Origin of the sequence: Psychrobacter sp. SC65A.3 (assembly GCF_025642195.1) — a bacterium.
GTDB lineage: Bacteria > Pseudomonadota > Gammaproteobacteria > Pseudomonadales > Moraxellaceae > Psychrobacter > Psychrobacter cryohalolentis.
This window is the reverse complement of the sequence record NZ_CP106752.1, coordinates 1570511-1583367: the sequence shown is the minus strand read 5'-3', so window position 1 is coordinate 1583367 and position 12857 is coordinate 1570511. Positions and strand designations below refer to the sequence as shown.

Here is a 12857-nt window from a genome sequence, read left to right as displayed (position 1 = left end):
CATCAGCTTAAAAAACTAATACCCTTAAAATATCTCATTTAAATTGCCTCAACCGCCATCATTACTTTAGCTTAGGTTTGCTTATGTTCCAACGTACCTTATCAAAACGATCACTGTCATTAACGACATCTAAAGATCAGTCATCCCTAATAAAGCGCTGTGCTCTGACAATTGGTATGTTAACAACCGCGTTATTTGTCATACCAAGCGCGCAAGCTGCCAGCTGTAAAATTCCTAAGAGTTATTATAAGAACGTCTCTTGTACGGCGAGTAGTGGTTATTTTTTAGCGGTGAAAGACTTTGGCGCACCGGTCGCCCTTATCGATAAGCAAGGTAAAAGCCTTGTTGACTTAACGCGCTATCAAAAAGTGGATACAGATAAAATATCAGCAGGTCTATTGCCTGTCATGCGTAATAGTCATGTCGGTTATCTGAATATGCAAGGTCGTGAAGTGATTCCTGTAATGTATGATGTGATAAATGACGGTCAAGGTTGGGCGCGTCCGGTATCTGAAGGGCGTATCGTGGTCAAGCAGGGCGGTCACTATGGCGTCATCGATACGGCAAATAGGACTATTGTTCCATTTTCAGCAGCGATTAGTGATATTGATGACTACCGAGGCGGTATGGCTCGTGTACGTAAAAACAAAGCGATAAGCTGGCTTGATAAAGAGGGCAATATTAAGAACGCCAATACTCAAAGTACTAATACTCAAAATGCTGGTGTCAAAAAAGATAATAGTAAAAGTAATGACGGTAAGAGTGCCAAAAACAGCCGTGCAAATGACCGACCCGCTGCCAGTAAATCAGAAGTTACACCTAGTGCTCGCGCAAATAGCACACAGAAAAATTCAGCCTCCATACCAATTAATCGCTTTACCTCGCTGCAGCCGCGTCAACAAGACGGTAGATGGGGATTTGTTGATGATAATAATGTCACTATGATTACGTATTCTTTCGACGAAGTACGTCCATTCTCGGAAGGGCTAGCGGGCGTGCGCATTGATGCAGAGTGGGGCTTTATCAATCTTGGCGGCGAGCTTGTGATTCCTTTTAACTTTAAGGATTTTGACGGCTCTAATAACTTTAATGATTCCAATAATAAGAGCCTCAGTCTTGATAGCCGCTATAAGGACAAACCTTCTTTTGTATTTGTAACGGATAAGGCTTGGATTGGCAGCTTAGAAAACGGCACTAAGATGTGTATTGACAAAGAAGGCGCGGCTGTCGCCTGTGATTAAATCCTAACAGCATATTTTATTTTGACCAAAAAAAGAGCCTATAGCGATTCATGATTGCTATAGGCTCTTTTTTGTAGCCGGAAAAATTCACAGGCTAACTCATTAAAACTATTTTTCTAATAAGTGATTGCTAATTAAATCAACCATATATGGCTGGTAGTACTCAGGAATATCGTGCGCCATGCCTTCAATCAAATGAAATTTGGCATTAGGGATGGTTTTGGCAACCACGCGACCTTGTGAGGCAGGAATTAAGCCATCAGCGCTGCCATGTAATACGATAGTAGGTGCTTTGACTTGTTTGCTAAATCGACTGATAGAACCTGATGCCAAGATAGCATTGAGCTGCTGCACCGTACCGAGCGGATGAAAGTTACGCTGATACCGTATCTTGGCAATATCACGTACCATGCGCACATTTACATGCCCTGGCGTACCAACAGTCTTCATAAACCAAACGCTATGGCGCACGATATCACGCTCAGAGTGGCTCTCAGGACGATTAATCAGCGTATATAGCTGTCTAGGCTTTGGTGGTTTTAAAAAGGCACGGTTGGTGGTGGTAAACATCAATGCCATCCGCTGTACTAGGCTTGGATAACGTGCCGCTACGATTTGGGCAATCATGCCACCCATAGAAGCACCCAGCAAATGTGTTTTGCCAAGCTGCAAAGCCTTGATTAAACGCGCCGTATCTTCTGCCATGTCGGTTAAATTGTAGGCAACCTGTGCACCTTTATTAGACAGTCCCGTTTGCAGGCGCATCATCATTTTAAGCTGACTAATACGCGGTAGACCATCGATTTGTACTTTAGAGGACAAACCGATATCACGATTGTCAAAACGAATCACAAAAAAACCAGCATCAATAAGGCGCTTAATAAAATGATTTGGCCAAAATATCATTTGCGAGCCAAGTCCCATAATCATAAGCAGTGGCGGATGATTAGGATTACCACCAGCTTCAACACACAGCTCAATACCGTCGCCGATATCTATCATGGCTTGATAAAGATGCTCACTGAGGTCTGATGCGCCCCACAGGTGCTCACCAAATTTTTGCCATTCAGGCGTCGGGTAACTTGAGCTGCTATCCAATGAATCAGGCAATTTAGCAGCATTATCAATGTTGTTTTTTTCTGTCATGAACGGTCCTATCTAAAAGGTCATTGGCTTAAAGTTCTAGCATCTCAAAATCAAGCTTGCCAACGCCGCATTCTGGGCATGTCCAATCATCAGGGATATCATCCCATTTGGTGCCCGGTGCGATACCTTCTTCAGGGCAGCCCAGTGCTTCATCATATATCCAGCCGCAGACAATACATTCATAACGTTTCATAAAGAGTCCTATCGATTATTACCAGTGTTACTATACGTTTTTAAGGTGATATTGATGGCACATCAAGAATGATTACCGTCAATATTTAGACTGTAAAAACGCAGCTAGTTTAGCATATAACCGTTGTTTTCATAGTTAAGTTTACACTTGTATATTGAGATTGATAAACGTTTATCAAGTCACTATGCCTGATTTTATTGACTTAATAAGTGGTGTTTTCCCCATTGCCGCGCAATATTAAAGGCAATTATGCTATAATAACCGCCGTTAATTTTCTGATGCATAGATTATTTGCTATTGTTACATCATTATCTAGGTTATAGACGTTAAGGGTTATTATGAGCGCAAACACCGCTGTTACAGCAGTTGATACCGCAATCGAGTCATCGAATACGCTCAATACCGATCATCCATTTTGGAACATCATTCGCACAGTACCAGACTTCCCTAAAGTCGGCATTGATTTTTATGATATTACACCGTTACTACGCAGTCACATTAATGAAGTCATTGATGCACTGCTGTCTGTCCTACCTGAAGGCATAATGGATGAGGTGGATTGTTTGGGTGCTGTTGAAGCCCGTGGATTCGTGTTTGCAAGTTTGCTGGCAGGACGTCTGGGTAAAGGTATGATTTTGCTACGTAAACCCGGCAAGTTACCACCGCCTGTTGCCAATAAAGCCTACGCGTTAGAGTACGGTAAAGATACCCTTGAGATGCAAAACAATCTGCCACCAGAGCGCGTGCTATTGGTTGATGATATCTTGGCAACGGGCGGCACACTGACCACTGCTTATGAGCTATGTCAATCAGCAGATCATACGGTCGTTGGTGCATTAGTCTTATTAGATTTGGTGGATTTACATGGCGATTTTCCAGTGCCTGTTTATACGGTATTGAAGGCGTAAATGACTGGCAGCTTTACTTATAGTCGGTAAAAATAAAAAGTAATATCGATACATTATGTACTGCTGGTATTAATTTTTCTTGCTTGCTGTGCCTACGCAGACAGAGGCTGCAAAAAATTTATATCAGCAGTATCGTAGCGTTTTTAGGGTATCTTAACTATAAGTAAAATGCGATAAGAGCCAGTTTTCTATGGCTTTGAGATGATATGATTAAAGCAATCTAAAAAAGCGCGCTGAACCTATTCAGCGCGCTTTTTTAATCAGGGTTTTTTAGACTGCTTGTATGTTACGTGTGCTATTTGGCTTGCTCGTAATTTTTACAAGCTTGCTCGACTAGTATACGACTGACAGTTTTTGGGGCAGTAATTTTGAAATCTTTGGTAGTCAGGAGGGGTTTTTCTGATTGCCAAGACTTTATTACTTTGTCGTCAGCGGTATAATAAACGTATGCCCGTCTGTAATAGCTGGCGTCCTTACAAGAGATAAGCCATTGCTGGTCGCTATGATGAATACCGCTTTCTTTACTATCACTCGTTGTACTTTTTAATGCAGGGTAGGTTCTACGAATGGAGACGGTAATATTTTCGACCCGCTTTTCATCAAGGATATTGATGTCAGAGCGTTCGATAGAATCCAAATCTAAGCTAAAAATGGAACCGGTCTGACTTTCTGTTACTTTCGACCAGTTTACTGCATGAGCACCAATCGCAAGCGTACTGCTTGCTAATATCACTGCTAGCCGTTTCATAATTAAGCCTTGCTTGTAGTCATTTTAGGTCGCTCATAATAGCCAACTTACTATGAGCAGGCAAATTTCTTTTATTACCTGCTGCGTATACCTATGTAATATTTCCACTGTTTTATAGTGCTTTAGTAAGTAACTCTCAAGCCAGATAGACTTGGTTATACGCCCATATTAATCATATATGCAGCTTAGCTGCGCATACTCGCTAGCATATGAGCAAGCTCATCACGCGCACCGATAAAGCCGTCAATGCCTTTTGGTAAAAGATCTTGAGTAATGGTGTCTTGTTGATAGGCGCTACTGAATTCTTCAGCGCTTAAGCTCACTCGCGTCATATCTGTCATGTCCATCGACATGCTTTCTGATAATTGACGTGTAACCTCAATATCCATTGCTGCTAGCTCATCAATGAGGTCAGGTGCAATGGTCAATAAATCACAGCCTGCCAGCGCTAATATTTGCTCAGTTGAGCGGAAACTTGCGCCCATTACCTGCGTTTTATAGCCATGCTGCTTGTAGTATTGATAAATGAGCTTAACCGATTGTACGCCCATGTCATCAGAGACAGGTATGTTTTGACGGTTTTGCTGGCGTTTTTGCCAATCCAAAATACGTCCAACAAAAGGGGATATCAAGGTCACACCAGCATCGGCACAAGCGATGGCTTGATGTTGCCCAAAGAGCAAGGTGAGATTGCAGTGTATACCTTGAGTTTCAAGGTAGCGTGCCGCCTCAATACCTTGCCAAGTCGCTGCCATCTTAATCAACACACGCTCTGAGTCGATACCTGCTTTTTGATAGGCTTCCATGAATGCCAATGCCTTATCAATGGTCGCTTGTGTGTCATAGGACAAGCGAGCATCGACCTCAGTTGAGACACGTCCTTCAATTGAAGATAAAATATTACAGCCGATTTGAATGGTTAGCTCATCAATTACCGCATCGATATCATCTCGATGGCGGCTCATGGTTTCTGATAATACCGCTTCATTATCAGGATGGATCAGTGCTTTGGTAATTAGACTTGGATTGGTGGTCGCATCGATAGGTTTTAGACGCTCAATGGCGGCAAGATCGCCTGTATCAGCGACAATGGTAGTCATAGTGCGAAGCTGTTGTAATGCGCTCATCAGATATCCTTGGTATTATTCATTAATGGTGTTATTTTCTTATGGATGGTTGTGGTCTATTATGGATAAAATCCTCTGTCCTTTTAAACTGTAACATAGATTTAGGCACATGTTACCTGATAGTTTTAGCAGGCTAAGCCCGTATATCTCTTAACTATGCTAAGATTTATAGCGATTTGCCACTTTACGTTCATTTACGAATGGGCACTGTCCATAGTTTTTGTTATAGTAGAGCCGGTCAGTGGTTGAGCTTTACGAATACTACGAACTTTACTAAGAACATAGCGCTGCTTCAAAAAACCAATAATGATAAATTGGTGATATAAGAGCAACAAATAGCAAAAATATTTATGTCCTTTAAAAAATCTTCATGTCTTTTAACGAAGTATTTATGGTCATCATTGACAAGTAGTTATACCTAACAGTCATAAAATCTAAAAAAGGATGGGCGGTAATGAGTGAGCAGTCACCAGAACAAAACAATGATAATCTAAACCAAACCACCGCAAGCATTAGTACTACCGCAACGGATAAAGAGTTTTTGAATACATTACGCGGCAGTATCGATGCGGTAGACTGCGAAATTCAGACGCTGATTAACAATCGTGCCAAATTGGCTCAGCAAGTGGCGAGCGTCAAAAAGAACCACATTGCCAATGATTCTGCTGCTGAAAATGCCAACCCTATCTTTTATCGTCCAGAGCGTGAGGCGCAAGTGCTAAAAGCTGTCATGGAGCGTAATGAAGGACCTATTGCCGATGAAAAAATGGCACGCTTGTTTCGAGAGATTATGTCGGTATGCCTTGATTTAGAAGCGCCGCAGCGCATTGCGTTTTTGGGTCCACTGGGCACTTTTACTCATGCGGCTGCATTAAAGCACTTTGGTAAAGCGGCGGATACTGTACCGCTGAATACCATTACTGATGTGTTTCGTGAAGTCGAAGCGGGCACCGCAATGTATGGCGTCGTGCCCGTTGAAAACTCATCTGAAGGCGTAGTCAACCATACGCTAGATGGCTTTTTATCTTCTACATTAAAAATAATCGGTGAAGTCGAGCTGCCGATTCATCAAAACTTTTTGGTCGCTGAACATACCAAACTTGATGGGTTAAGCCGTATTTACTCGCACCAGCAATCATTGGCGCAGTGTCGGCATTGGCTTGATGTGAATTATCCCAATGTCGAGCGTGTTGCGGTATCGAGTAATGGTGAAGCGGCACGTCGCTTGAAGAACGAGTGGCACTCGGCAGCGATTGCGGGTGACGTGGCAGCAGCAGAATATGATTTGCATAAGCTTTATTCAAATATCGAAGACAATCCAAGCAATACGACCCGTTTCTTGATTATTGGTCATGAAGCAATTGCACCATCAGGTCAAGATAAAACCTCAATTATGGTTTCAGCGCATGACAAAGCGGGCGCTCTGATCGAAATATTAAAGCCTTTGTCTTATCATGGCGTGTCTATGACCAGCATTGAAACGCGGCCTGAGCGTCCTAATAAATGGGCTTACGTCTTCTTTATTGATATGAATGGGCACATTGAAGACCCAAATGTGAGCGCTGCTATCGCTGATATTCGTCCATTGGTCAAAGACTTACGTGTCTTAGGCTCTTATCCAAAAGCAGTACTATAAATTTACTGGTTTCTATGGGTTATTGTTTTATTAGTATTAGCCGCAAGCGTTTATAAATTGCCTTGTCATAAATAGCGGTCACCAGTGACATTAATGGGCTTAGCCAATGATAGGTGCGTTATCACATCTAAGGATTAATCATGCAGTCTGCGCAATCGACAGAGTCAAATTTATTACCGCTCGTACCTGCTTACGAGAGTGTTTTGGCGTTGACACCGTATCAAACCGGCAAGCCTATTGAAGAGCTAACGCGAGAGTATGGCGTCTCAGATGTGGTAAAAATTGCCAGTAATGAGAATCCGATAGGCTGCTCACCGCACGTTACGCTAGCGATTACTGAACAGCTAGGTCAGCTGTCACGTTATCCTGATGGCAATGGTTATTATCTAAAGCAAGCATTGGCTGATTTTAATGATGTCAATGTTGATCAAATTACTTTGGGCAATGGCTCTGATGATTTGCTCGATATCTTGGCGCGTAGTTTTGTAGGTGCAGATGATGCAATCGTTTATAGCCAGTATGCCTTTGTGGTCTATTCAATGCTCGCTAAAATGCAGGGTGCTATGGATGTTGAAGTGCCTGCTCAGCGCTTTGGTCATGACCTAAAAGCCATGAGCCAAGCGGTTCAGGATAACTCTAATACCAAAATCGTCTTTATTGCCAATCCGAACAATCCAACCGGTACACAGCTTGAACATGCTGAGCTAAGAGAGTTTGTCGCTAGTGTGCCAAGCTCAGTACTGGTGGTGTTAGATGAAGCTTATATTGAATATAGCCCTGAGAGCAATAATCGGGCGCTGTTAGATGAATTTGATAATGTGGTTATTGTTCGCACCTTTTCTAAAGCCTATGGGCTGGCAGGTCTGCGTGTTGGCTATGCGTTAAGCTCGGTAGCTGTGGCAGATTTACTCAATCGCATTCGTCAGCCATTTAATGTGAGCCGCATTGGACTGGCGGCAGCGGCAGCGGCACTTGCGGATCAAGACTTTATTGAAAAAACTCGTCTGATGAATAACGAGCAGATGCGCTGGTTGGAAAAGCAGTTTGATGCACTGGGACTGGGCTTTATAAAGTCACATGCCAACTTTATTATGGTCGAAATCGAAGTTGAAATGGAAGATACAAACGCTGCTGTTATTTATCAGGCATTGCTTGAGCAAGGCGTTATTGTGCGACAGCTAGAGGTTTATGGTTTGCATAATTGGCTGCGTATTAGTGTAGGGGTCGCAGAAGATAATATGCGTCTGATTGATACTTTGCGCTCTATTTTGACCGATGATTAAGTCAATAACTAATAAGTAATTTAATAAGCAACCTAATAATTAAAACAATATGCAAAAAATAAATCACGCCGTAAATATTCAAGCAGCAACTAAACTGACTCCATCCTCTACGCAGCCGCTATTCCAGCAAGTGTGTGTGATAGGTTTGGGTTTGATTGGTGCAAGTCTTGCGCAAGCGATTAAAGACAATGGTTTAGCTGAGCGTATCGTTGCAGTCGATAGACACGAGCCAAGTCTAGAGGAAGCTATTCAACATGGCTTACTAGACGCTGGTAGCTCAGTACTTAATGACGTGATATCTAATAGTGACTTGATAGTGATTGCGGTACCAGTACAAGCGGCACAAGCGGTATTTATAGATATCAAAAATGCAATGGATAGTGGTCTACTTGCTATTGATTGTATTATTACCGATGTATGCAGTACCAAAGTTAATATTATTGATGCTGCCAAGACTGTGTTCGAGACATTGCCTGTCGGGCTTGTGCCTGCACATCCAATTGCTGGTGCCGAAAATTCAGGGTATCATGCTCGCCGCGCTACATTGTTTGTCAATCATAGCGTTATTGTCTGTGAACTCCCAACGACTAGCCATATAGCAATTGCCAAGCTAAGCCAGTTATGGGAAGCAGTGGGTGCAAGCGTCATGCCGATGGATGCCGCTCATCATGATTCTATATTGGCACATACCAGTCATTTACCGCATTTGCTCGCCTTTAATTTGGTCGAACAGCTGGCAAGCCATGATGATAATTTAGATATTTTCCGCTATGCCGCAGGTGGTTTTCGTGATTTTACCCGCATTGCTGCCAGCGACCCTAAAATGTGGCATGATATATTTTTTGCCAACCAAAACGCGATTGTAAGCGCCCTTGATGAGTATAGCGTTTATTTAAATGATATTCGTCAGCTTATCATTGATAAAGATTCAACCGCCCTGATGGGACTTTTGGGCCGCGCGCAAGCCGCACGGCGACATTTTGGCCATATGTTAGCCAGCACCCCTTATACGGATACTTCTGCCATGTCAGCTTCTTATAATATCACCCCAAGCAACACCGTCTCTGGTACTATTGCCATTCCTGGGGATAAGTCTATCTCTCACCGTAGTATTATGCTCGGTAGCCTTGCTACTGGTGTAACTAACGTGACTGGATTTTTGGAAGGGGAAGATGCGCTTGCCACTTTGCAAGCGTTTCGCGATATGGGCGTGACCATTGAAGGTCCTGATAATGGCAATTTAACCATTCATGGCGTTGGTATGAATGGCTTAAAGCCAAGCAAAACACCTTTATATATGGGCAATTCTGGCACCAGTATGCGTCTGCTTTCAGGCATCTTAGCAGCGCAAGCATTTGATAGCGTATTGACGGGTGACACTAGCCTAAATAAGCGTCCAATGGAGCGTGTGGCAGCACCATTACGTGAGATGGGTGCAGTGATTCAAAGCACTGGTCAAAAAGGTACAGCGCCACTGAGTATTACTGGTCGAGATAGTGTTGGCAAACCTCTACAAGGGGTTGAATACGATATGCCAGTTGCTTCTGCACAGATTAAATCTTGCTTATTGCTGGCTGGACTTTGGGCGGAAGGCACCACGACCATTACTCAACCTGAAGTTAGCCGCGATCATACCGAGCGTATGCTTTCAGCTTTTGGTTATCCAGTAACGGTCGATGGCAATCGTATCAGTGTTGAAGGCGGCGGCACGCTCACAGGCGGTAATATCGCAGTACCTGCTGATATCTCGTCGGCAGCATTTTTTATGGTGGCTGCCGCCATCAGCCAAGGGAGCGAGTTGACTTTGAAGCAAGTCGGTATCAATCCTACGCGTACCGGCATTATTGATATTCTTAAGCTGATGCAAGCGGATATCAGCTTAAGTAATGAGACTCATGTTGGCGGTGAGCCAGTAGCGGATATTACTATTCGAAGCTCAAACTTGGTCGGTATTGAAATACCAGAGTATCTAGTACCACTTGCCATTGACGAATTTCCTGTATTATTTATCGCAGCCAGCTGTGCCCAAGGCCGTACCGTTTTGACCGGTGCAAAAGAGCTGCGTGTCAAAGAATCAGATCGCATTGCAGTAATGGCAGAAGGCTTGCAGACATTAGGCGTTGACTGTACCGTTACTGAAGATGGTCTTATCATTGAAGGTAAAGGGGTGGTCGGTCAGAGTAATGATGTGAATAATAGCCAAGCGGTTTTTGGTGGTGGACATATTGTCTCGCATCATGACCACCGTATTGCTATGAGTTTTGCGGTTGCCAGCTTACGCGCCTCTAAGCAGATTACCATTGAAGGCGTTGAAACCGTTAATACCAGCTTCCCAGGATTTGCAGAACTTGCCAACCAAATTGGCATGTCTATTGACGTTGTGAGTGCTTAACGCAGTAACTTTAATTTGAGCCAATGATAATAGCTTAGCAATAAAATAAGCTATTAATTTTATTATTTTAATTATGGTTTTCGGCAGCAATGAGTTGATACGATTTCTAGTATCAACTCATTGCTTTTTACCTTTTATTCTATCTGTAGTGACCCTGTACTCTTAACACCAAATTACCATCAATGATAATAATTGGGTGAGGGTGCGCTTTGCTCTAAAAAGTTGTCCTATCTTATGACTACCCAAAATGTCATCAAAAAACCTGCTGCTCCCATTAAAACGACCAGACGTGGTATTGTCACCGCGCTGATAGCTTTTTCTATCTGGGGTGCTTTTCCTTTATACTTTAAGCAATTATCGGACTATAATGCCACTGAAATCATTGGTCACCGTATTGTTTGGACCTTTGCTTGTCTTTTAGTTGTGTTAGTAGTGACCAAGCGTTGGCAGTGGATTGACACGCTAAAGAAAAACCCGAGGTGGATAGCCTATACCTTTGTGTCAGGTATTATCATCGCGATCAACTGGCTCACTTATGTATGGGCGGTTAACAACAACCAGATTTTAGAGGCCAGTTTGGGGTACTTTATTGGACCACTGGTTGGCGTAGGATTGTCGATGCTACTGTTCAAAGAGCGCCTGCGTACTTTACAATGGGTGGCAATTGGTTTTGCGCTATTATCAGTCGTTATTCAAGTTGTCATGCTGGGTAGTCTGCCGTGGGTATCGTTAATATTGGCGTTTAGCTTTAGTACTTACGGTACCATTCAGCGCCAAACCCCTCTGACAGCAGTCGATGCAATGTTTGTCGAGACAGCAATGCTACTGCCTATTTTTATCGCATGGTTCTGGCAGTCTGATGTGGCGAGTAGTAATATCAGCTTTTGGTTTACGCCTTCTATTTGGCTGCTTATGTTGGCAGGACCTATCACTTTGATACCGCTATTGATGTTTAACAAATCCACCAAGCTGGTCGCTTATAGTATCCTCAGTTTTATGAATTATCTGACGCCGACCTTTATTTTCTTCTTGGCTGTATTCTATTACAATGAGCCTTTTGATTTACATCGTTTGGCAGTCTTTGGTTTAATTTGGCTGGGTCTGCTATTATTCAGTATCGATTTATGGCGTCATCGCCCAAGTAAGCAGCTAAAAGCAGCACGCCTACGTGAAGAAGCATTATCTTCTAAATAAATCATCAAACTAAAATAGATAGCAAAAATATCATTAACAAGGATGCTTGTATGTTTCATACCCAGTCTGATGTCGTGTTTGTAAAAGGCTTAAAAGTAGAGGCGGTGATTGGCGTTTATGAATGGGAGCGCGCCATTACACAGCCGTTATTGATTGATATCGCGCTTGAAACCGATATCAGTCGTGCTGCGGTGTCAGATGATGTAAACGATGCGCTAAATTACAAAGAAGTCTGTGATGATGTCAGTGCGTGGTGCCAAGCTATTAAGGCTCAGTTACTTGAACATCTGGCTGGGCAAATCGCTGATAAACTGCTTGAAAAGTATAGCTGCGATAAAATTTCCTTAAGTATTGCTAAGCCTACCGCTATTCAACAAGCAGATGCAGTTGGTGTCCAAATCACCCGCTATGCCAAAGCCGCATCTAGCGTATCTACCAATCAAGTTAATCCTAGCTTGTCTGATGATGCATAAAGCCTTGGCTGATTTATTTGAATCACTGATAAGCTGCGATCCTGAAACGCTGCAAGCACAGCCTGTAAAAGCTGTGCTACTGGCCTTAGGTAGCAACCATGATGCGCAGATACACTTACCGCGTGTCCGAGAGCGATTGACAAGTATTGGTGCTATAACATTGTCAACAGCCTTTCAAAATCCTGACTTCACTGCCACTATAGAATTACCAAAACCTGACTATACCAATCAATGTGTCCATATTTTGTTAATGTCACCGATGACATTACAACAGTTGCAGCAAATTTTCAAACAGTTTGAATGTGACTGTAATCGGCAGCGTTTAACGGAAACACAGGCACCAATAAAAAAAGTCACGATGGATATTGATATATTGCTTGTTAAATTGGATAAAGATAATAGCCTAAGCAAAAAAAATGATTCTGAATGGATAATAATGGCAAATCGCTATCCATTTAAAGCGCATGAGAGGGCAGGGATAAAAGAATTGGTAGCGGGGATAGATAGTTGACAGTT

12 protein-coding genes are annotated in these 12857 nt (G+C 42.8%); 8 read left to right on the top strand and 4 right to left on the bottom strand.

The window, feature by feature from the left end; all coding sequences use genetic code 11:
- Positions 1-83: 83 nt before the first annotated feature.
- Positions 84-1241, top strand: a complete 1158-nt coding sequence (locus tag OEG80_RS06735) for a WG repeat-containing protein (RefSeq protein ID WP_442792424.1) — start codon at positions 84-86, stop codon at positions 1239-1241.
- A 108-nt stretch (positions 1242-1349) separates the two neighbouring features.
- On the opposite strand, the gene OEG80_RS06730 is transcribed toward OEG80_RS06735, so the two are convergent.
- Positions 1350-2387, bottom strand: a complete 1038-nt coding sequence (locus OEG80_RS06730; RefSeq protein WP_020443400.1) for an alpha/beta fold hydrolase — start codon at positions 2385-2387, stop codon at positions 1350-1352.
- A gap of 28 nt (positions 2388-2415) precedes the next feature.
- On the bottom strand, positions 2416-2580 hold the full coding sequence (locus OEG80_RS06725; protein ID WP_011280463.1) for a rubredoxin: 165 nt from the start codon (positions 2578-2580) through the stop codon (positions 2416-2418).
- A 338-nt stretch (positions 2581-2918) separates the two neighbouring features.
- On the opposite strand from OEG80_RS06725, the gene OEG80_RS06720 reads away from it, so the two are divergent.
- Positions 2919-3488: an adenine phosphoribosyltransferase gene (locus tag OEG80_RS06720; protein WP_020443401.1), complete on the top strand. Its 570-nt coding sequence runs from the start codon at positions 2919-2921 to the stop codon at positions 3486-3488.
- A gap of 295 nt (positions 3489-3783) precedes the next feature.
- Here OEG80_RS06720 and OEG80_RS06715 read toward each other — a convergent pair whose 3' ends face one another.
- Positions 3784-4236 (bottom strand): hypothetical protein, encoded by a 453-nt coding sequence (locus OEG80_RS06715; protein WP_020443402.1) that lies wholly within the window; start codon positions 4234-4236, stop codon positions 3784-3786.
- Between the two features lie 185 nt (positions 4237-4421).
- A complete protein-coding gene (locus tag OEG80_RS06710; RefSeq protein ID WP_263240037.1) occupies positions 4422-5363 on the bottom strand; it encodes a transaldolase in 942 nt (313 codons plus the stop codon).
- 454 nt (positions 5364-5817) lie between these two features.
- Between OEG80_RS06710 and pheA the strand changes: the two genes are divergently transcribed.
- From pheA to OEG80_RS06680, 6 genes are all read left to right on the top strand, one after another.
- A complete protein-coding gene (gene pheA, locus OEG80_RS06705; RefSeq protein ID WP_011513537.1) occupies positions 5818-6999 on the top strand; it encodes a prephenate dehydratase in 1182 nt (393 codons plus the stop codon).
- 140 nt (positions 7000-7139) lie between these two features.
- Complete coding sequence (hisC, locus tag OEG80_RS06700; RefSeq protein WP_149408367.1) at positions 7140-8282, top strand: histidinol-phosphate transaminase; 1143 nt, start codon at positions 7140-7142, stop codon at positions 8280-8282.
- Positions 8283-8331: 49 nt separating this feature from the next.
- Positions 8332-10674 carry a bifunctional prephenate dehydrogenase/3-phosphoshikimate 1-carboxyvinyltransferase gene (locus tag OEG80_RS06695; protein ID WP_263240036.1) on the top strand — a complete coding sequence of 781 codons (2343 nt, stop codon included), beginning with the start codon at positions 8332-8334 and terminating at the stop codon, positions 10672-10674.
- Positions 10675-10908: 234 nt separating this feature from the next.
- Complete coding sequence (gene rarD, locus OEG80_RS06690) at positions 10909-11868, top strand: EamA family transporter RarD (protein ID WP_133104262.1); 960 nt, start codon at positions 10909-10911, stop codon at positions 11866-11868.
- A 50-nt stretch (positions 11869-11918) separates the two neighbouring features.
- Complete coding sequence (gene folB / locus OEG80_RS06685; protein WP_263240033.1) at positions 11919-12341, top strand: dihydroneopterin aldolase; 423 nt, start codon at positions 11919-11921, stop codon at positions 12339-12341.
- A complete protein-coding gene (locus OEG80_RS06680; RefSeq protein WP_133104264.1) occupies positions 12331-12852 on the top strand; it encodes a 2-amino-4-hydroxy-6-hydroxymethyldihydropteridine diphosphokinase in 522 nt (173 codons plus the stop codon). Before folB ends, OEG80_RS06680 begins: the two co-directional genes overlap by 11 nt.
- Positions 12853-12857 lie beyond the last annotated feature (5 nt).